This is a genomic window from Alishewanella sp. HL-SH06 (genome assembly GCF_052656265.1).
This window is the reverse complement of record NZ_CP199752.1, coordinates 3805364-3826015: the sequence shown is the minus strand read 5'-3', so window position 1 is coordinate 3826015 and position 20652 is coordinate 3805364. Positions and strand designations below refer to the sequence as shown.

Here is a 20652-nt window from a genome sequence, read left to right as displayed (position 1 = left end):
GACAAATTGTCGCAGCAACGACAGACAGCTTGCGTTGCTTTATTACGGACGGTGTTTCAGTAATTTACGTTGCAAGGTGCGGCGGTGCATCCCCAAACTTTGCGCGGTTTGTGAAATATTGCCATCGTGTTCGGCCAGTACCCGTTGGATATGTTCCCATTCAATTTGTTCTGCAGATAAAAAACCGCTGTCGGCCGTTTTGATTTCGGGCTCGGTCGGGCCAAACAGGCTTTGTTTCAGCACCTGAAAATCGACAGGTTTAGTCAGATAGTCATCGGCCCCCAGCTTTACTGCTTGCACCGCAGTGTTAATACTGGCATAGCCGGTCAGCACAATAATTCGGCAATCGGGTAATGCTTGGCGCAGTGGCCGGATAAACTCCAGACCGGATTGCTGCCCAAAGCGCAAATCCAGTAGATATAACTGCGCCTGTTCGCTAATCAGTTGATCTATACTAACCGGCCCGGCAAAACAAACTAACTGCCAGTCTGGTTGGCTAAGGCGTCGCTGCAAGGTGCCGAGTAAGGTACTATCGTCATCTACCAGAACAAATTTTCTCATCATTCTTGATCTTTAAATGTAATCAGCGTTTCCATACCGCCTTGTGGCAGGTTGCGGCGCTGCACCTGACCACCTAAGCGTTCGATAGAGATGTTAGCCAGAAATTGCCCCCAACCGAGGCCATGTTCACTTTGTAAAGGGTAATGCCCCAATTCGGCTAACCGTTGCTCGGATAATCCCTCTCCAAAATCGGTAATTTGCAAACGCAGTTGTTGTTGTTTTAACTGCAAACTGAGTTTTAATCGGGGCTGCTGGTTCAGGATGCTGGCAGCAGCAGCATTCTCCAGGATCTGGAACACCGCTGAGGCCACTGCGGTCGCTTCCATGATCCGGCAGTGACTTTGATCACTGGATTGGGTCAGCTCAACCTGGAGTTCCGGTCGGGTGACAGCCCAGGATTGTAAGCTTTGCTGCAGCACCGGGTACAGCTCTGCTGCATCGAGACTACGCCAATCTCCGGCGCTTTTTCGAAGTTCATCAATAATTTGCTGGCAGCGTTTGAGCTGTTGCAGCATGTCCGCTAAGGCCGGATGCCGCAGTTCACTGGCGACCTCATCGGTTAACAACAGTAAGTTTTGAATAGGGGAGGCCAGATCATGGGCGGCATTCGCAGCGTAAGTGGCAATCGCCAGCGCTTTTTCCTGACGTAACTGATTTTGCTGTAGTGAATTAAGTTGCTGCGATTTCTGGCGAATGAGGCTAGTTTGGTGGCTTAGAAACCAGCTGAGTAGAATCGCCGAAATGCTAAAAGCACACCACATATGCCACATGTGTTGGGTGAACGGTTGTAATACTTCTTGGTGCAAGGTGTGATGGCCAAGCGCCATGTCGGATTGAACCAACGCCGTTAAATCGCCCAGCCAGAGCAATACACCATAAAAGCTGATCGCTGTGAAGGCAAAGATATAGCCAATCCACGCCGGCAGCAGTACAGTCGTTACTGCGACGGGCAGCAATAGCAATGCAATAAAGCCATTACTGGCTCCGCCGGACAACAGCAGCAATACAAAAATCGCCAGAAAATCTAGCGCGATACCCAGCACTAAAATTTGCCGGGTGCTCTGCCAGCTTACAGGTAGCAGTGGCAGCGCCAGGTTAGTCGCCAGCAAGTTTAACAACACAAGAGATATGGCAGGCACCCCAGGAGGTAACCGGAAAATCTAGCAACCAACCTGTTACTGATAATAGCAACAGGATCGTCAGCACAACGACCCTAAAGCTCATCAGCTGCCAGAAAGCCGAGGGGGGCACTTGCAGGTTGGATAATAGATTATTCGCTTTCATTTTCAGCTCCGGTATTAGAGCCTTTGCTGTTGTTTGCACAGTGCTGGCTAGAATTATTTAAGGCAGCATACTACGCAACATCCAAGCCGTTTTCTCATGCACATTCAAGCGTTGCGTTATAATATCTGCTGTAGGTTGGTCATTAGCCTCTTCGACAAGCGCAAATAATGAGCGGGCTGTTCTGGCGGTTGCCTCTTGCGCCTTAACCAGATGCTGCAACATTTCATTAGCGCTTGGTACGCCCTCGATTTCTTCAAAGCTGGCTAACTTAGAGAATTGTTTATAAGTCCCTGGTGCAGGATGTCCTAAGGCTCTGATCCGCTCTGCGATATCATCCAGCGCATTCCACTGCTCGGTATATTGCTCCATAAACATATTGTGCAGGCCATTAAATTGCGGACCTGTCACATTCCAGTGAAAATTATGCGTCATCAGATAAAGCGTGTAGCTATCGGCCAGTAATTTTGACAGACCCGCTGCAATTTGCTTACGGTGTTCGTCACTGATCCCAATATCAGGATTCTGTAATCCAGCTTTTTCATTACTCATCGTGTTTTCCTTGTTTTTTCCGACATACATAAAAATAACCGTTTTAGTCGCCACTCCGGCACTATCATTGATTATTGAGGCTTTACCGCTACCACCTGACAGACCGCGGCCATGCCATTGTGTCCGGTGCCTTCGACCACTTCCCGTTCACATGCCTGTAGATGTGACATGGTCAGGCCTTTGAGCTGTTCATCGAGCATACAAAGGCTATACAGCATCTTAATATCCTGTGGGCCACCGGTTTTAAAACTTAGTTGTTCAGGTCGGTAAAACTCGCCAATAAAAAGCCCGTCAGGTCGCAGCGCTGTTTTAATTTGCGCAAATACCCGATCCCGGATGGCTTCTGGTAAATGCATAAAAATAGCGACGATAAGATCCCATTTCTCTTCACCAAGCGCATAGTTCGCCAAGTCACCCTGTTGCCAGCGTACCTTTACGCCGGCATTGTCTGCCAGTCGGCGACCTTTATCCAATGCCACCATTGAGATATCGACGGCGGTCACATCATGACCTAATTGCGCCAGATAAACGGCATTTCGTCCTTCACCCTCGGCTAAACACAGCACTTTTGAATTTGGCTTGATTCTAGCTATCTGACTGACCAAAAAGTCATTTGGCATTTCGCCATACACATAGTTTTCCTGAGCATAGCGCTCATCCCAAAATGTAGAACCGGACATATCTTTCCTTTTTAACTTTATTACGACGACTTAATCCCGAGCTCAGCAGACTGCGGGTCAAAATGATAAGCATAAAAAACCACCGGGATGACCACTAAGGTCAGTAAGGTGGAGATAAAAATACCAAAGATTAATGATACTGCTAGGCCACCAAAAATGGGGTCGTCCAAAATAAAGAACGCGCCCAACATGGCTGCCAATCCAGTTAGAATGATTGGGCGGGCCCGCACGGCGGAAGCATGAATAACAGCGATTTTCAGTGCGGTACCCGCTACAGTTTGCTGCTGAATATAGTCCACCAGCAAGATTGAGTTTCGGACAATAATGCCGGCAAGGGCAATCATGCCAATCATCGATGTGGCGGTGAAGGCTTGTTGCATTATCCAATGTCCTGGCAATATCCCAATTAAGGTTAGCGGAATGGGCGCCATAATAATCAGCGGCACACCGTAAGATTTAAATTGTGCCACGACTAATAGATAAATCAGCACTAATCCCACCGCATAGGCTAATCCCATATCGCGAAAGGTTTCATAGGTTATTTGCCATTCACCGTTCCATTTTATGCCAGGTTGGGTAGATGCCTGGGGTGGGGCGATAAAGTGCTGCTTGAGATCAGGGCGTTGCTGCTTCAGGTGCTTACTGATTTCGAGCATGCCATACAACGGGCTGTCGCTGCCACCGGCTAGATCCGCAGTGACAAAGACGACCGGTCGCAAGTCTTTCCGATAAATTGTTTGTTGTCTTGATGTGGTTTCAATGCGGAGCAACTCACCTAGTGGCAAAGTGGTACCATCTCTTGTCGCAATGGGTAACTGCAATAATTGTGTTAAGTCTGCTAGCTCAGCCTCGGCTAAGCGCAGCGAAATCGGTGTGAGTTGATAGTGCTGTGCTGAGTATAAATACCCGGCAGCCTGACCGCTGATGGCAAGTTGAATGCTTTGATTAATGTCACTAACCGCCACGCCGAGTAAAGCCGCTTTTTGTTGATCAATCTGGAACAACCAACGGGTCTGGGCGGCTTCCTGAGTTGAATCAATGTCGGTAACATGGCGAGTTTTGGCGAAGAATTGTTTGAGCTCAGTAGCAATAGCTAACTGGGTGGCATAGTCTGCGGCGTACACTTCGGCTACCAGAGGTGCCATCACCGGTGGCCCGGGTGGGACTTCGACCAATTTTATGCTACTGCCTTCTGGCACCATGATCTGTGAAAGCTGTTCGCGAATTTGCAAGGCGATGGTATGACTTTGCTGATCACGCGCTGTGTGCGGATAAAGGTTAACCTGAATATCGCCATGCCACGGCTGTTGGCGTAAATAATATTGCCGGACCAAGCCGTTGAAACTAATCGGTGCCGCTGTACCGGCATAAGTTTGTAAATGCGCGACCGCAGGATGTTGTAGTAATTGCTGGCTGATGTCGTTAAGCACTCGCTGCGTTTGCTCAAGGGTGCTACCTTCAGGTAAGTCAACAATGATTTGAAACTCGGATTTATTATCAAAAGGTAGCATTTTTAGCACTACAGCTTGTTGTTGTACTAACAACATTGAACTGAATATCGCAATAAGTAGCGCCAATAACATCAGTAACCGATTACGTTTACCCTTCTGTTGGTCTAAAAAAGGTGACATCAGCCGCTTAAATAGCCGCTCACTGCCAGCGGTTGAGGTGTCGTGATGTGCGTCCTTCGGCTGATAATTAGCAAACACTTTATAAAATAACCAAGGCGTGAAGATAAAGGCGACCAGTAACGACAACAACATTCCCATACTGGCGTTAATCGGGATCGGGCTCATATAAGGTCCCATCAAACCCGACACGAAGGCCATCGGCAACAGCGCCGCGACTACGGTAAAAGTTGCAAGGATGGTCGGAGCACCAACCTCATCAACTGCTTTAGGAATGGCCTCTAGCAGACTTTGCTTACCCTCCAACCAATAGCGATGCAGGTTTTCCACCACAACGATGGCATCATCGACTAGAATGCCGATCGAGAAAATTAAGGCGAACAGTGACACCCGGTTTAAGGTAAAGCCGTAAGCCCAGGACGCAAAAAGTGTCAGAGCCAGGGTAATAATCACCGCCATACCAACCACGAAGGCTTCTCGCCAGCCAAGAGCAAAGCCAACCAACAGTACGACTGAAAGCGTGGCGAATAACAATTTTTTAATCAGGGTGTCGGCCTTGGCTTTCGCGGTCTCGCCATAGTTTCGACTAACCGTGTAGCGCACACCATGCGTCATGTAATCGTCACTCAATGCTATCAGCCGCCGTTCAATGGCCTGAGTCACTTCAACCGCATTCACGCCCGGTTGTTTGGACACATACAAGGTGACTGCAGGGTATTGGTGTAGTTGAGTGTCGTCAGATCCTGCGCTGATATCGCTTCTATCAGCGTGCACGATATGTTGCACATAGCTGGTTGGTTCAGCAGGTGCAAGAGTAATGTCAGCAACGTCACCTAAATACACCGGTACTTTGCCGTTTTCGGTTTGTCTGACGGCGATAATAAGCCCGGCTACGTCTTCAGGCGTTCGCAGCGGGTGGCCGGATTCTAATAAAATCTGTTGCTCCTGCTCCAGCATGCCCATTTGCTGGCTAAGCCCCTGGCTTTGTAATAACGCAGCCTTAACACTGGCCAGGTCAAGCTGGTAGGCTGCCAGCTGCGCGACACTAAAACGCACTAACAGTGAATCCTGGGTATCACCTATCGGATAAATATCTCGGGTGCCCGGTACTTGCTGTAGTTGTTCAGCCAAACTTCGTGCCGCAGCACTGAGTTGGCTGTGAGTAACCGTCTCGCGATCTCCCCACAGCGTGACCGCAAATACGGGCACATCATCTATTCCTTTAGGTTTAATTAAAACCGGGCCAATACGGCTATCTGCAGGTTGCCAGTCTGAATTAGCATAAAAAGCATTATAAAGACGAACTAGTGCATCGGTGCGGTGCTCACCGACTTTAAATTGCACGGTCAAGACGGCCATGCCGGGTTCAGATACCGAATAGATATGTTCAATACCGGCAATTTCAGCAACGATTTTCTCGGCAGGCACAGCGACCTGTTTTTCCACCATGGCGGCACTGGCGCCGGGATAGGCGATAAAGACATTGGCGAAGGTGACTTCAATTTGTGGCTCTTCCTCGCGTGGGGTCACCCAAACGGCGAAGGCACCAAGTAAAAAACCGACCAATGCCAACAAAGGCGTAAGTTGATTTACTCTAAAAAAACGGGCCAGCTGACCGGCAATACCAAGCGATTTAGTCATGCCAAACTCCTGCTATTCCATTATCGCTGAGGGTTGTTGACCCGTTGCAGGCAGTGACGCATTGGCTATAACTCGATCGCCTGCTACCAAACCGGACAGGACTTGTAGTGTACTATCAGGCAACTCCTTTACCCGGACCGGCTGTAAGATGCGACCACTAGGAGAGGCTAACCACACGGCTAGCATTTCGCCCCGTTTTACTAGCGCGAGCTTGGGGATAACCAACATAGTGTGCTCTGCTATTTTTAGCTTCAAACGATGCCAACTTCCAGGATAAAGACCATGTTCTCGATAATCACCCTGAGGTAAATCAAGCCGGAATAAAAAGCTATGGCCAAGCCGATCAGCTTCCGGAGCGATTTTAAGTTGGATGTTGTTAAGTGGAAGTACCGTGCCATCCTGCGCAACCAATTGTGCCATAGTGACTTGCTGGGCTGCAGCCACGTGTTGCTGCGAGAGTTGGCCACTTATTCGCAAGTGCTCCAGACTTAATCCCCGAATTAAAGGTTGTCCGGGATTAGCCAGTTCACCTAACTCGACAAAACGTTGCTGGACAATGCCAGTATACGGAGCGCGCACCACGGTTTGTTCCAGTTGTTCAGCTGCCGCCATTAATGCTGCCTGTGCTTGTTGATGTCTTGCTTTGGCAGCGGCGAAGTTAGCATTGGCCTGATCCAGAGCGGATTTAGCGACCAGCCCTTGTTCATGTAGTTCCGTGATCCGCTGTTGCTCTTTTTGCATTTCATCAAGCCGGGTTTGGGTTTCGTTGGCTTGCGCCTGAGCTTGTTTAAACCTCGCTTGCTGTTCGATATCAGTAAAGCGCACGATGATGGCGCCTTGTAAGACCATATCATTCACATCATAAGGAAGCTCAGTGATACGTCCCGAGGTTTGTGCTGAGACTGTCGCGGACGAGATGGCTTCGATTGTTACAGGCAGTGTTAGCCATTGTGGAAGAGTTTGCTGCTGAACCGTAAACCAGGTTTGCGCCTGAACAGGTGTAAACAAGAACACTATAAGCGAGATAGCGAGATTGCGTAGCGAATACATTGTTTACCCCTACTAAGAGAATAAATGTTTAATAACCAGGTTATTATCAAATTTAAACCAGACGAATTATACTTTAGGGAAAAATAATAAAGTTATTAACTTACAAACAGACTCTTCGTCAATCAGTTCATGAGCCATATGTCCAAAAATCTGTCTAAAATTAACGCAAAAAAGGCTAATGCAGCAATCATTGTTAATGCAACAGTGCATGCTGAACAAACCGCGGTTTGCATATCTGCTGATAATTCGGTCATGTCATCAACCAGATTGTTTTGCACCTGTTGAGTCAGGATGCCTGAGCTCAGATAAATCAAAACGCTCTGCCTTCACCGACTTCCTCATGCGTCACCCCATCTCGAATATGGTAAATCCGTTTAAAGGTTGGAATGATTTTTTCGTCATGGGTCACCACAATCACCGCTGTTTGAAAACGTTTAGCCATCTCGTTGAGCATCCGTATTACGGACAGTGCCCTGACAGAATCGAGGGGGGCAGTCGGTTCATCGGCCAGGATTACCGGCGGTTTGTTCACTAATCCACGGGCAATGGCAACGCGCTGTTGTTCACCACCTGATAACTGAGATGGCATGGCATGAGCCCGATGTTGCACATCCAACGCAGTTAGTAGCGCCATGGCGTGTTTCCTAGCGGTGATATTGTCCATACCGGCCAGCATAGGCAGTAAGGCAACGTTATCCAAAACATCGAGAAATGGAATTAAGTACGGTGCCTGAAAGACAAAACCGATTTTATCGCGGCGTAATGCTCGCAGATCCTTAACCTGCCAGCGCCCGTCAAAAATCACTTTATCACCCAGGGCTATTCGTCCCGCAGTTGGATCGATTACCGCTCCCAGACACTTCAATAACGTACTTTTACCCGAACCGGAAGGCCCGATTAAGCCGACGACTTCACCGGGAGCAACTCGCATATTAACATTTTTAAGTGCCAGGAATGCAGTATCACCGGTGCCGTACTGTTTGCTGAGTCCTTCAATATGAATGCCTTGTGTGGGCATTTTAACCTCCAATCGCTTCTGCCGGATCGACTTGAAGCGCCATTCTGATCGCCACCAGACTGGACAATACACAGATCAGCATTACCACAAAGAAACCGATAACAGAATCCAGCGGCAGCAGCAGAACATATTTGGGGAAAAGCGGGGCAGCAAAGGTTGCCGTGATTTTACCGACAATAAATCCGAGACCGCCGAGCACCAGTGCTTGCTGTAAGATCATCCAGGCGATAGTCCAGTTACGGGTGCCGATAAGCTTTAACACCGCTATTTCGCGGATTTTATCCATGGTCAGGGTGTAGATGATAAATGCAACGATTGCTGCACTGACTACCGCTAAAATCATCAGGAACATTGCTATCTGGCGTGCTGAGGTGGCAATAAGCTTACCGATGAGAATTTCTTCCATTTGCAGACGGGTATACACCGTCAGCCTGTTCCAGCGCCGGATGGATTCGGCGATGTCCTCAGCATCATAGCCGGGTTTAATGCGGACCAACACCGCATTGACGGAATGATTAACCAGCTGTGATTCCACTACGGACTCCAATAACCCCGGAGTCGCTGGCCGGTTAAACATCGGATTGTCGGCAGTCCGGCGCCGTTGCATTAAGATGGCATCATTGTCTTTCAAAAACTGTGCTTCCTGCGCATCCTTAAGCGGGATAAAAATCATCGGATCCCCGCCGGATGACACCATGCGCCGGGTTAGGCCAACCACGCGATAATAATTGCGGCGGATTTTTATTTCATCATCCAGCATAAACCCGGAAGCGATATCCGCAACAGCTTCATAATGACTGCGGATGATATGCCTGCCCGCCACAAGTTGCGGTGGCCAGCCGGCAGTACCGGGGCCATCCGGGGCAATACCAACCACCATGACCCGAACATCACGCTCACCTTTTTGTACCTGCATCGTCAGGTAGGTCACATTGGTGGCCTCAGATACACCCGGAATACCTCTGATCGCGCGCCACCAATCATCCGGCAAACTGGAAGATTCAGCATAAGGCCCTAAGGTATCCTTTTGCACGACCCAAAGCTCAGCACCGCTATTATCTAACAGCACACGACCATCATTAACCATACCCCGATAGACGCCTGCCATGATTAACGTTACGCCAATTAATAGCCCAAGTCCGGCACCGGTAAAAATAAATTTACCCCAGGAGTGCAGAATGTCCCGGCCAGCCAGGCTAATCAACGACCCGCTCCCGGTATCGCCTCAGTGACTTTGATTCTGCTGTTAAAACCGAGCGTTTTTTCACTATAAACGACGACCGAGTCGCCAATTTCTAAACCTTGCAGCACTTGCACATGACCAGCGAGATCGGTTCTCCCCAAAATTACCGGTACAAACTCTAAGTTATCATTATCCACTTTCCATACCCCGCGTTGTCCCTGTAATGAACGAATGGCGGCAATGGGGATACTTGGGCCCGGAGCTAAGGCGGGAAGTTTTACAGTGATTTCTGCTAATTCGCCTACTGACGGCAAAGGGAGAGGTGGCTGTGCAAAAATAATTTTGGCTAACATTTCTTCAGTCACCGCATCCGCCTTGGGTTCAACCCAAAGTACCGTGCCAGGCAAGGTTTGAGATTGCCGGGAGCGCAAGATAATCTCGGCTTGCAGTCCTGCGGTTAATCCCTCGGCGCTATGCTGATCAAACCGGGTATTAACCCATAAACTGGCCGGGTCAATGAGCTCGATAATGGTTTGCCCGGCTACCACGGTAGAGCCCGGCTCAGCGTTTCTTGCTGCCACCAGTCCGTCAGCTGAAGCAACGAGCTCCAGATTTTGTTGTTGTGCTATCAGGACCTGTTTTTCGGCGCGGAAGCGGGCAAGATCTGACAAACTGGCACTCAGGGTGGCACTGGCGATGGCCAGCTCCTGTTGTTTTGAGAGCAACATTTCTTCACTGGTTCCGCGGGTTAATATCAGTTGCTCATAGCGCCGCGCCTGAGTTTTGGCATACTCCTCTTTGGCCGCGGCTTGCACCACTGCTGCTTCAGCGGTTTTAATCGCAGCTTCCTGAGCCTGGATTTTCTGATCAAGGTCAATCGTATCCATCTCTCCCAGTACTTGTCCGGCATAGACGGTGTCTCCAACATTCACTTTGATGGAGCGGAGCTTACCGTTGATGATAGGGCCAATTTTATAGGTATAGCGAGCCTGAACGTTACCTATGCCGGTAAGTTCGGGTGTAATTGATCTGGATTCCACGGTGCTTAGCGTGACTGCAATGGGTGCGAGAGGCCCTGATCTTAAAGCGACGAAGAAAAATAAACCGACTAACGAACACAGCATTACGACCAGCAAAAGATGTTTAGTCTTTAAAGACGAGATGCTCATGTATTGTCTCCGATCCCGCGCTTATATATCGCAAACACACCGGCAGCATCACGATTAATAAGACTGATATCATCAGCAATAAGCGCCTGCATCACCAAGCCCTGGATAGAGCCAATAAAGAGAACTACCGCGCTCTGAATATCCAGCTCCGGAGGCAAGGCGCCGTGCGTCACGGCAGCCTTAAGCAGATGCGTGATCCTATCTTTATATCTAGCCAGTAAGCGTGTTGTCATTTTTTTGGGCAGTGTTGCTCCCGGACGTTGTAATTCGCCAAACAATAATCTTGGAACGCCCGGATGCTCTGTTACAAACTGGATATGTGTCATAAAGACTGCTTCAAGTGCGACTAACGGCGAAGACTTATTGTCGGCAGCCTGCTCAATTCTTAACAGCAAGCGCTCAGCTACCCAACCCATAACCGCTTCCAGAATACTGTCCTTGGTCGCGAAATGTCGAAATAGGGCCCCTTGCGTCAGTCCCATTTTTTTGGCGATTGCAGAGGTTGTGATATCACTGGGATTTTGTTCTGCGGCTAACCTCAAAACGGCGTCGACCGTTGCGGCCTTTCGCTCATCAGCGGGTAGGTGTTTGCGTGGTTCACTCATGGCGAATCCTTAAGATAGTAATCAATTACTATCTTAGTTGCTAATGCTAAGAATGCAAACTTAAATTTTAGGTTGTTCTAATTAAAGATGTCTTGAAATGTGAAAGTGCGGCTGACACTATAGCTGGACATTCCAAAGTGCATAGGCTTCAGTAGATGCAGTGCCGAACGGTAACCTATCGTATTGTGAAAAAGGTTCGTAAACACCGGCACTTTGTTTTTTTGCGTAATATTGCGTATTGAGATACAGCTCTGCAGCCTGAAAAATCAGTAACGTCTCTGGCTGCCACAGCAGCTCTGCATGAACTTTGTCAGCAGGAAGTAACGGCAGCTCCGTACCAATATCGCTAAGTTTACTGTTGATTTTGGTATAGTTTGCCTTAAGTTTGAGGCTATCAGTAAACTGCCATTGTGCCTCTATCTCACTGCCCCAGAGTTTAGCATCACCCTGCTTAAGCTGATGAATAGGTAGGCCAGATGGTGCATGCAGCTCTGCGGTCCTGGCTTGGTAGATATAGTCATCAATGGCGTTATGAAAGACAATAAATGAAACATTAACGCGCTGCGTAAAATAACGAATACCGACATCTTTGTTGAAAGAATATTCCTGCTCAAGCAAGGGGTTACCCTGCTGATAGGCTGCCACGCCGCCATGAACGCCCTTAGCATAAAGATCAAACACAGAAGGCGCCCGGAACCCCCTGGCCAGATGTGTGGTCGCTAACCAACTATCAGCAAATTGCCAGGTGAGTCCTAAAGAGCCACTTAATGCATTCCACTGACGCGAGTCGCTTTCACGCGTTGATTAAATCTGCTTGCTGCTTCATATGGTCGAAGCGTAAACCAATTTCCGTTACCCACCGTCCTGCTGATTGTCGTTCAAAGGCAAAAACGGAATAACTTTTGCTGTTAGCATCCGGAATCAGATTGCCCACATGGGTATATTGCTGCTTATTTACTACATCAATACCCAGTTCGCCTTGCCAACCACCTATCGCCTCATGCAATACTGAAAAGCGACCCTGATAACGATTAAGCTCAAGGCTCAAGTCAACGGTATCGTCATTGAGTGCCTGATAGGCAATACCGGTTCCTGCATCGCGCAGGTTTTGCTGCCAGCTTAAGCGTGATTTTATTAATAACACATCGTTAAATTGATAAGCGCTATCAAATAACACGTTGTGATTTTTCAGGAATTGGCCGGTGGGTTGACCGTTTTGTTGCAGATAATTCTGGTCATTCGACCAAAATGTATAGCGTAACGTGCTTTCAAATGTGTCATTAACAAAACCAATTGCAGAGGCTAAATCCCGTGCTTTGAAATCAGTAAAAGGGATCTCTCCGGAAAAAAGTGGGGCAGTACCGCTGTTGTTTGCAGGATAGGTTAGCACCTTAGGTGTTGCGAAGTTGTCCGCCTCGGTTTGACCTAATCCTAAATAGCCGCCCCAATTATTGTAGCTGGCATCGCCATCCAAATAGAGGCTACGCTGGTTGTTGTTCGAATGATATTGCGAAAAGAGCGTTGCGCGCTTTATTCCTGTCGAGCCTGAATCAAGCAGTAGAGGTCTGCTGATAACATTGACAACACCTCCCATCGCATCGGCGCCGTATAATACACTCATGGGACCTTTCACGACCTCAACCCTATCAGCTAAAACCGGATCAAGGTTAGGTGGGTGTCTCACGCCATATTGCTGATGATCCTGCGGGACTCCGTCTAAAAGAATACGGATCCGATCACCGCTAAGTCCTCTTAAAACCGGTTTGCCTGATTGAACACCCGTTGCAACGTTACTAACACCGGCCATTTTTTCTAAGCGTGCTCCTAAAGACAGTGACTGCATCCGAAAGCGCGTGACCAGCAATGTGTAAAGGATAATATCAGCGCCGGTACCAAATAAACTGGCACACATGCCACCTGAAATTAAGATCACCAACATCATCAGCAATTCACTGTACTGAGGCTTCCTCATTTTCGCTTGGCAGCCGCGATGTGATGCAAGACTGTACACCACGGCAAAGGCAGTTATTAGACTGAGGAATAGTGCTTGGATGATATAAACCGGTAAATTTTGCAAAGATTGCATCCCCAATATAAAACCAACGAAACAACAGGGGATCATCCATAACAACGGTTTAAAAATTTTGCGGTCTGTGGCTTGGCTTAAGATAAAAATACTGGCACTTGTCATGCCAATACTTTGGCGGCAAAGGCTTTGATGGTAAAGTCTGGAAGAATTTAATTTTGTTGAAGGTTCTGTATCGACGGAGTAAACATGGATTGTTTTAAAACGAATATCAGCTAACAAGGCAAAGTAGACATTCGTTTTTCCGAGAGAGCCTAAACTGAACAGCTGCTTCATCGCTCATAGCAGACGATCAAGTAACTGGATGAGTGCTGAAAATGGTATTTCCGTGAAAATGCAACGGGTGGTAATCAACCATTGATCGTGGTTGTAAATTCGGGTGCCGTTTTGCACCCCGCATAGTGCAGCAGCGTCTTCCAGAATTATGTAATGCAAAACGGGCGAAACCTACAACACAGTGTAAAATTTATTGAGTTGTTAATGTACCTACTCACTATGTGGAGAAGTAAATGCGATTTAAAAAGTACATATTCCTATTACTGTCCATGTTTTTGGTGAATTACTCAGTATTCTCAAAAGAATGGCGCAATATTCCCTACGTGAGCCACAATAGCGAGACCAAAGCTTACCTCATTGAGCGAGGAGTACTCGATATATACTGTCCGGAAGACAATGAAAAACGACCCGTTATTATCTGGTTCCACGGTGGCGGCTTAAGATCCGGCGAGAAAAATCTACCTCAAAGGCTATTAAATCAAGGCGTATGTGTTGTTTCACCTAATTATCGCCTGTACCCGAAGGTTAAATCCCCAAGCTACATCGAGGATGCTGCTAGTGCGGTAGCTTGGGTTTATCACAATATTCAAGACTTCGGTGGTGATCCGAACAAAATCATTTTATCTGGTCACTCTGCAGGAGGTTACCTCGCGCTTATGGTCGGTATGGATATCCAGTGGCTTGCGAAGCATAATGTCAATGCAAACAAATTAGCTGCACTGGTCCCGTTTAGCGGCCATACTGTAACCCACTTTACCGTGAGAGAAGAACGAGGCATCAAAGGTGAGCAACCTGTTATAGACGCTTTCGCGCCTCTCTTCCATGTTCGAAAAGATGCACCTGCCATTACACTAATAACCGGTGATAGAGAGCTTGAGCTTCTTGGCCGTTACGAAGAGAACGCTTATTTTGAACGTATGATGAAAGTAAACGGTCACAAATCTACCCGAATTTTTGAACTGGATGGCTACGGACACGATATGGTAGAGCCAGCGTTACCGCTGCTGTTGCAAATTGCTAAAACATATGAATAGAGAGGCAACTAAATCGCTTAACAATTATCCCAAGTTATACTAAAGCTTTACCGTGAAAATCTATTAAAAGGGCTTTATTTTATTACTTGAATATCGCTACCTTTGAGTTATCACTAGTCTGCGTCAGCAGTTGTTCGCGGTACTGACTTGGTGTCATGCCCTCCAGCCGTTTAAAGAAAGTATTGAAAACCGATTTACTATTAAAACCTACCTCAAAATAAATATCGGTAATACTTTTCGCAGCAGGGCCTTGTTCAGCTAGAAGGAGCTTGGCTTCTGTTATCCGGTAGCGGTTGATATATTCGTAAAAATTTTGTTGGTAGCACTGTTTTATCGTCAGTGAAATCTTTTTCGGCGGATAACCTACCGCTTCAGCCAGTTTATCCAGGGTAATTTCAGGATTAGTATAAAATTTCCTCTGCAGCATCAGTTGCTCCAGTCGTTTTGCGACTTCCTGGTCAAAATGGGCTGAGTTTTCTTCTTTCGACTCAAACAATGGCTCTTCTCTGACGGGAGCCACTGTTACAAAAGAAGTGAAGCGTAAAAAAATCAGAATGTTCAGAGCAATGAAGTTTAGATAATAACTACTTAGTCCCACCACATTCAGCAAATCTAAATCAAAGTCGTTCGCAAGATAACCATATAGTTTTAAGCAGTTGAGTACAGTATCGATGGTAAAAATCAAGAAAAAGGCAGTCAGCATAATTTTTAACCAGGCGACATCTGACGTTTTGGATTCAGCCTGCTCATGCCGTAATTGCTTACGATAATTCCACACCAGCAAAAAGCACCAGCCAACATAACCGATACGGATAAAGCGACCGAGCGTTTCGATATATAAATGCGGGCCGGAATACGCAATATGTTGCGACTCAATCAGCGTATGTTGCGTGGCATAGTCTTTCAGATAGAAATTCACCAGCATATGTAGCACATAAATACCCAGCGGCAGCAGGTGCCAGCTGGCAGCGGGCTTTAGCTGCACATCTTTATACAGCAGGGTGCGGACAAAAAAGTACAGTAAAGGCCCGTCCAGGTAGTAGGCAAAGCTAAATACAAAAAACCAGTCTGGTGAGCTTTCCAGTAGCCAAATGCGGAAGTGCGTGCCCCAGAACATCAATTCATGCAGCGGGATCAGGAAATGACAAAATAAAAATAACACCAGAAAGCGGTTGCTAAGGGAGGATTGCCCGGCCGCAGCAGTCAATAAACTAGCCAGCAATAAACATTCAAAGGCGGTTACCACCATTAACAGGTCATGGAAATTGAAAAGAATCGTGTCCATAAAAGCAGAAACCTGTCCGTTGAGGTGGTCGCAAAACACCTGAGCACTTTGGCTGTGCCAGAAATCGCTCGTCACTATGCCTTGAGTCATCTGATTCGGCAAGCAATTTTATTAACCATCTACTGATTCAAATCAAAAAGCAAAGTAAATATTAAGCAATTAAATCATGTGCTTATTTGGGTTCGACTTTATTCGAACTTACCGCAATACAATTTTTTTGCAGGTTTGACCTTATTCAAACGACAAAAATATTTCACTCCATTATGGTCAAAGTGACGTTAATGCATGTCTTTCACCATGCTAACGTTTACTACTGGTTCAAGGAGCATAATATAATGAAAAAGAATAAATTGCGTATGGCTATGCAGCAAATTCTCGGTATTGCTGTTGGTTTAAGTTTTATGCCAGCCATAGCGACAGCGCAAGACAGGGTAAACAATCAAACTGCCGAAGACACAATCGAAGTGATTACCGTTAAAGGTATTCGTCGTAGTATGGAAACGACCGTTGATATCAAGAAAAATGAAATCGGCGTAGTTGAAGCGGTTTCAGCAGAAGACATAGGAAAATTGCCGGATCAGAGCATCGCCGAATCTCTTACCCGGCTACCAGGTTTGGCTGGTCAACGGGTCAATGGTCGAGTCCAAGTGATCTCGATCCGAGGTCTGGCACCGGATTTTTCGACAACCACTCTTAACGGCAGGCAACAAGCCAGTGCCGGTGATAACAGGGCGGTAGAGTTCGACCAATATCCTTCAGAGCTAATCAATGGCGCGGTAGTCTACAAAACCTCTGATGTCGCTATCGCCGGAATGGGGTTATCCGGTACGGTTGACCTACGTACTATCCGGCCACTGGCGCATGGTGAACAGGCTATTGTATTTAACCTGCGCGGCGAAAAGAGTTCCTTTGATCAGATACACTCGGAAATCTCCCCCAATGGGTGGCGTGGCAGTGCATCTTATATCGATCAGTTTGCTGACAACACCATCGGTGTTGCAATTGGCTATGCGCACATGGATACACCAACGCAGGTTAAGCGCCACAAAGCCTGGGAGTGGAGCACTGTGGATCAGGCGCTGGAAGGCACCGCAAATGACGATGCGCTGGGGTTAGTCGGCCAGGAAGTAACCGCCGTGGCCCGCAGTCAAGTGCGCGACGGTATGATGGCAGTGTTCGAATACCGGCCAAATGACCAGTTCCACTCTGTATTGGATACGTATTACTCCAAATTTAAACAAGATGAGATAATGCGTAGCGCCATGTGGTTTTCAAACCAGTGGACGGGCGACGGCATGCAATTTTTGAATCCGACATTTGACAATTTTGGTGGCACCAAAGTGGTGAAAAGCGGTGTTGCCACTAACCTGCGCCCGGTATTGCTCAGCGGTAACAACACCCGTGACGATGAACTGAAAGCCATTGGTTGGAATACCCAATATAAACTGGACCGCTGGACGCTGGAAGCCGACTTATCCTATTCTGGCTCTGAGCGCGAAGAGCAGGTGCTTGAAGTCTATGCCGGTTTAATCCCTACGGGCAGTTTTGACAACATCGGTTTCGATATCAAGCCGCTGGGTTTCCCAACCTATACGCCGGGTATTGATTATGCCGACGTGAATAAAGTTCAGCTGAGCGATCCGGCCCCCTGGGGAGGTTGGGGACACGATGGCGCCATTCGCTTCCCGCATGTTAAAGAAGTAGTTCGTGCCGCTGAATTAACCGGCCGTTACGATCTGACCGACAGCGCGCTGGGTGAACACTTCAGTTCATTTGATGTTGGGGTTAACTACACCGAACGTAACAAAGACAAGGTCGTTGACGATAATGACCTGTTCCTGAAAAACGGCAGAGCGCCGGTCAAGGTCGATACGTCTTTACTGCTGCGTCCAACCTCGCTGGCCTATGCCGGTATTCCGGGGTTCCTGGCCTACGATATTATGGCAACGGTCGATCGTTACTATGATACCAAACCAATCCTGGATACCAACAGATGGAACAAAGCCTGGGCAGTAGAAGAAGAAGTGCTGACCAGCTTTATCCGCTTAAACCTGGATACCCAACTGTTTGGTCGTCCACTAAAAGGCAATATTGGTACCCAATTCGTCCAGACCGACCAGCTATCGCGCGGTTTCCTCGCCAGCGATTACCGGCCGGATAACCCGGCAACCCTGGTACAGGTTGAAGAGGGCGCCAGCTACAACGATGTGTTACCGGCGCTGAACCTGAGTTTGGAAGTACAGGACGATCAATTTGTCCGCCTCGGTTTAGGTAAAACCATGGCGCGGCCACGTATGGATGAAATGCGGGCCAATATCACCGCCGGTGTTGGCGTCGACAGCCGGCGCTGGAGCGGCAGTAGCGGTAACCCACAGTTAGAGCCATGGCGCGCGAAAGCCGTCGATTTAACCTATGAAGTCTATCTGGGGGGTAGCAGCTATGTTGCCGCCGGTGCTTTCTTCAAAAAGCTGGATAGCTATATCTACACCCAGAACTTTGATTTTGACTTCTCTAACGCACCGAATAACTCCAACGTTGAACCTGTTAGCCCGATCGGTAATATGAGCCGGCCGGCGAATGGGCAGGGCGGTAATATCCGTGGTCTGGAATTGAGTATGTCACTGGATATGGGGCAGTTCTACCAACCGCTGCAGGGCTTTGGTTTTATCGGCAGTCAATCCTGGACCGACTCCGACATCAAACCAGATGGTCCATCCAGCGGCAACAAGCTGCCAGGCTTATCGGATCGGGTACGTGATCTGACCTTTTATTATGAAAACGACGGCCTGTCAGCCCGGATCAGCCAGCGTTACCGCTCAGCCTTCCGTGGCGAAGTGGTGCAATTATTTGCTACCCGCGGTTATACCGAGGTACTGGCAGATAAGCAGGTTGATGCCCAGTTAAGTTATAGCTTTGACGACGGACGCCTGGCCGGTTTAACGGTGTTATTCCAGGTCAATAACCTGACGAACTCACCCTACAGCACCCGGCTGAGCCTGCTGCAGGAAAATGGCGGTAACTTCCCTGAAGTTTACGAAGAATACGGCAGACAGTTCCTGTTTGGCGTCAGCTATAAACTTTAAGGGCCATAAATCACAATGTCTGAAGCAATTGAGCATATTGTGATTGTCGGTGGCGGCTCATCCGGCTGGATGAGCGCCGCCTTGCTGTCAAAACTGCTGCAAGGCAAAGTCCGCATCACCTTAGTCGAGTCTGAACAAATTGGTACTGTCGGGGTGGGCGAAGCCACCATCCCGGCCATTAAACGCTTTAACTATCTGGCGGGTATTGATGAACTCAGTTTTATCAAAGCCACCGGTGCCACCTTTAAATTGGGAATTCAGTTTGTTAATTGGCGAAATGGACAGGACGATTATTTCCATGCTTTTGGTACCCTGGGCCGGCAATGGGAATGGCTGAGCTTTTACCAATACTGGCTTAAATTACAACAAATCGGCCAAGCGAGCCCGCTTGGTGATTACTGTATAACCAGCAAAATGGCCCAGCAGCATAAATTTATGCCGGCCGATGCCAATCGCCAGCAATCTCCGTTGCGGGAAATCGCCTATGCCTATCATTTTGATGCCGGTTTTTACGCCCGTTTTTTACGAACACTATGCGAAGAGCGCGGCGTAGAACGAGTGGAAGGCATGATTAGCCATGTTGCCCGTAACGAAATCAATGGTCATATCCGGCATTTGCTTTTGGCCGATGGCCAAACGATTACAGGCGATCTGTTTATCGACTGCTCTGGTATCCGTTCGTTATTGCTGGGGCAGACACTCGGGGTAGGCTACGATGATTGGAGCCACTGGTTGCCGAATAACAGCGCCATGGCCGTGCCCTCAGCAACGCTCAGTGATATCCCGCCTTATACCCGCTCTACGGCGCATAGCGCCGGTTGGCAATGGCGCATTCCACTGCAGCATCGTACCGGTAATGGCATGGTGTTCAGCTCGGGTTTTCTCAGTAACGACCAGGCCCGCGAAACTCTGTTGGCTAATCTCGATACACCGGCGCTAGCTGAGCCACGGCTAATCAACTTTAACACCGGTAAGCGCAAACAAATGTGGTGGGGAAACTGTATAGCAGTGGGTCTGTCGAGTGGTTTTCTGGAACCTCTGGAATCAACCAGCCTGCATCTGGTGCAAACGGCCATTATCCGGCTGATTACGTTGTTTCCGGATAAGCGACTGTGTCAGGCCAATATCGATCAGTACAACCTGCAAGCGGCCAACGAAATGGCCCAAATCCGCGATTTTATTATTGCACACTATAAAGTCACCGAGCGCACAGACTCTGAATACTGGCGTTACTGTCAGCGGATGCAGGTGCCGGATTCGCTGGTGCAAAAGCTGGAGATTTTCCGCGCTTATGGCCGCGTGCATCAAATCCCCGACGAACTTTTCCGCGAAGACAGTTGGGTGCAGGTGCTGCTGGGACAGGGCCTGCTGCCAGAGAGGTACGATCCGTTGGTCGATCTGAAAAGCGAGGCGCAGATCCACGAATTTGCAGCGACCACTGCTGAGGTGATCCGCAGTTGTGTTGAACCGATGCCAAGCCACAGCGAATTTCTGGCCCGGCTGGCGGCGAAAACCTGAGG

At 48.2% G+C, this 20652-nt stretch carries 16 protein-coding genes and 1 pseudogene; 3 read left to right on the top strand and 14 right to left on the bottom strand.

The annotated features are described in order from the left end of the window. Positions 1-42 precede the first annotated feature (42 nt). From ACUJFK_RS17485 to ACUJFK_RS17425, 13 genes and pseudogenes are all read right to left on the bottom strand, one after another. Positions 43-564, bottom strand: coding sequence for a response regulator transcription factor (locus tag ACUJFK_RS17485; RefSeq protein WP_445425650.1), 522 nt, complete (start codon positions 562-564; stop codon positions 43-45). Further along, the gene (locus ACUJFK_RS17480; protein WP_445425649.1) at positions 561-1682 is read right to left on the bottom strand and encodes an ATP-binding protein; all 1122 of its coding nucleotides are present in this window, start codon (positions 1680-1682) and stop codon (positions 561-563) included. Before ACUJFK_RS17480 ends, ACUJFK_RS17485 begins: the two co-directional genes overlap by 4 nt. Next, entirely contained in the window at positions 1657-1845 is a 189-nt protein-coding gene (locus tag ACUJFK_RS17475; RefSeq protein WP_445425648.1) for a hypothetical protein, read from the bottom strand. The genes ACUJFK_RS17480 and ACUJFK_RS17475 overlap by 26 nt, the downstream gene beginning before the upstream one ends. A 57-nt stretch (positions 1846-1902) precedes the next feature. Further along, the gene (locus tag ACUJFK_RS17470; RefSeq protein ID WP_445425647.1) at positions 1903-2394 is read right to left on the bottom strand and encodes a Dps family protein; all 492 of its coding nucleotides are present in this window, start codon (positions 2392-2394) and stop codon (positions 1903-1905) included. A 71-nt stretch (positions 2395-2465) separates the two neighbouring features. Beyond that, the gene (locus tag ACUJFK_RS17465; protein WP_445425646.1) at positions 2466-3074 is read right to left on the bottom strand and encodes an SAM-dependent methyltransferase; all 609 of its coding nucleotides are present in this window, start codon (positions 3072-3074) and stop codon (positions 2466-2468) included. 20 nt (positions 3075-3094) lie between these two features. Next, complete coding sequence (locus tag ACUJFK_RS17460; protein WP_445425645.1) at positions 3095-6343, bottom strand: efflux RND transporter permease subunit; 3249 nt, start codon at positions 6341-6343, stop codon at positions 3095-3097. A 12-nt stretch (positions 6344-6355) separates the two neighbouring features. Continuing rightward, on the bottom strand, positions 6356-7393 hold the full coding sequence (locus ACUJFK_RS17455) for an efflux RND transporter periplasmic adaptor subunit (protein ID WP_445425644.1): 1038 nt from the start codon (positions 7391-7393) through the stop codon (positions 6356-6358). A 310-nt stretch (positions 7394-7703) separates the two neighbouring features. Then, on the bottom strand, positions 7704-8411 hold the full coding sequence (locus ACUJFK_RS17450; RefSeq protein WP_445425643.1) for an ABC transporter ATP-binding protein: 708 nt from the start codon (positions 8409-8411) through the stop codon (positions 7704-7706). Position 8412: 1 nt separating this feature from the next. Continuing rightward, a complete protein-coding gene (locus ACUJFK_RS17445) occupies positions 8413-9615 on the bottom strand; it encodes an ABC transporter permease (RefSeq protein ID WP_445425642.1) in 1203 nt (400 codons plus the stop codon). Next, a complete protein-coding gene (locus ACUJFK_RS17440; protein ID WP_445425641.1) occupies positions 9612-10763 on the bottom strand; it encodes an efflux RND transporter periplasmic adaptor subunit in 1152 nt (383 codons plus the stop codon). Before ACUJFK_RS17440 ends, ACUJFK_RS17445 begins: the two co-directional genes overlap by 4 nt. Next, on the bottom strand, positions 10760-11368 hold the full coding sequence (locus ACUJFK_RS17435; RefSeq protein WP_445425640.1) for a TetR/AcrR family transcriptional regulator: 609 nt from the start codon (positions 11366-11368) through the stop codon (positions 10760-10762). Before ACUJFK_RS17435 ends, ACUJFK_RS17440 begins: the two co-directional genes overlap by 4 nt. A 117-nt stretch (positions 11369-11485) precedes the next feature. Then, positions 11486-12145, bottom strand: a pseudogene (locus tag ACUJFK_RS17430) (TonB-dependent receptor plug domain-containing protein); the annotation flags it as partial. 16 nt (positions 12146-12161) lie between these two features. Continuing rightward, on the bottom strand, positions 12162-13559 hold the full coding sequence (locus tag ACUJFK_RS17425; RefSeq protein ID WP_445425639.1) for a TSUP family transporter: 1398 nt from the start codon (positions 13557-13559) through the stop codon (positions 12162-12164). A gap of 404 nt (positions 13560-13963) precedes the next feature. Between ACUJFK_RS17425 and ACUJFK_RS17420 the strand changes: the two genes are divergently transcribed. Beyond that, positions 13964-14764, top strand: a complete 801-nt coding sequence (locus ACUJFK_RS17420) for an alpha/beta hydrolase (RefSeq protein WP_445425638.1) — start codon at positions 13964-13966, stop codon at positions 14762-14764. Positions 14765-14846: 82 nt separating this feature from the next. Here ACUJFK_RS17420 and ACUJFK_RS17415 read toward each other — a convergent pair whose 3' ends face one another. Continuing rightward, positions 14847-16151: a helix-turn-helix domain-containing protein gene (locus ACUJFK_RS17415; RefSeq protein ID WP_445425637.1), complete on the bottom strand. Its 1305-nt coding sequence runs from the start codon at positions 16149-16151 to the stop codon at positions 14847-14849. Between the two features lie 233 nt (positions 16152-16384). On the opposite strand from ACUJFK_RS17415, the gene ACUJFK_RS17410 reads away from it, so the two are divergent. Beyond that, positions 16385-19132 carry a TonB-dependent receptor gene (locus ACUJFK_RS17410; RefSeq protein ID WP_445425636.1) on the top strand — a complete coding sequence of 916 codons (2748 nt, stop codon included), beginning with the start codon at positions 16385-16387 and terminating at the stop codon, positions 19130-19132. Between the two features lie 15 nt (positions 19133-19147). Further along, on the top strand, positions 19148-20650 hold the full coding sequence (locus ACUJFK_RS17405; RefSeq protein ID WP_445425635.1) for a tryptophan halogenase family protein: 1503 nt from the start codon (positions 19148-19150) through the stop codon (positions 20648-20650). Positions 20651-20652 lie beyond the last annotated feature (2 nt).

What these genes read in the sequence shown, in the direction of transcription:
- ACUJFK_RS17465 (WP_445425646.1), bottom strand. Translation starts at nt 3,074, where the DNA reads ATGTCCGGTTCTACATTTTGGGATGAGCGCTATGCTCAGGAAAACTAT.
- ACUJFK_RS17420 (WP_445425638.1), top strand. Translation starts at nt 13,964, where the DNA reads ATGCGATTTAAAAAGTACATATTCCTATTACTGTCCATGTTTTTGGTG.
- ACUJFK_RS17475 (WP_445425648.1), bottom strand. Translation starts at nt 1,845, where the DNA reads ATGAAAGCGAATAATCTATTATCCAACCTGCAAGTGCCCCCCTCGGCT.
- ACUJFK_RS17455 (WP_445425644.1), bottom strand. Translation starts at nt 7,393, where the DNA reads ATGTATTCGCTACGCAATCTCGCTATCTCGCTTATAGTGTTCTTGTTT.
- ACUJFK_RS17410 (WP_445425636.1), top strand. Translation starts at nt 16,385, where the DNA reads ATGAAAAAGAATAAATTGCGTATGGCTATGCAGCAAATTCTCGGTATT.
- ACUJFK_RS17485 (WP_445425650.1), bottom strand. Translation starts at nt 564, where the DNA reads ATGATGAGAAAATTTGTTCTGGTAGATGACGATAGTACCTTACTCGGC.
- ACUJFK_RS17435 (WP_445425640.1), bottom strand. Translation starts at nt 11,368, where the DNA reads ATGAGTGAACCACGCAAACACCTACCCGCTGATGAGCGAAAGGCCGCA.
- ACUJFK_RS17425 (WP_445425639.1), bottom strand. Translation starts at nt 13,559, where the DNA reads ATGACAAGTGCCAGTATTTTTATCTTAAGCCAAGCCACAGACCGCAAA.
- ACUJFK_RS17450 (WP_445425643.1), bottom strand. Translation starts at nt 8,411, where the DNA reads ATGCCCACACAAGGCATTCATATTGAAGGACTCAGCAAACAGTACGGC.
- ACUJFK_RS17405 (WP_445425635.1), top strand. Translation starts at nt 19,148, where the DNA reads ATGTCTGAAGCAATTGAGCATATTGTGATTGTCGGTGGCGGCTCATCC.
- ACUJFK_RS17440 (WP_445425641.1), bottom strand. Translation starts at nt 10,763, where the DNA reads ATGAGCATCTCGTCTTTAAAGACTAAACATCTTTTGCTGGTCGTAATG.
- ACUJFK_RS17470 (WP_445425647.1), bottom strand. Translation starts at nt 2,394, where the DNA reads ATGAGTAATGAAAAAGCTGGATTACAGAATCCTGATATTGGGATCAGT.
- ACUJFK_RS17460 (WP_445425645.1), bottom strand. Translation starts at nt 6,343, where the DNA reads ATGACTAAATCGCTTGGTATTGCCGGTCAGCTGGCCCGTTTTTTTAGA.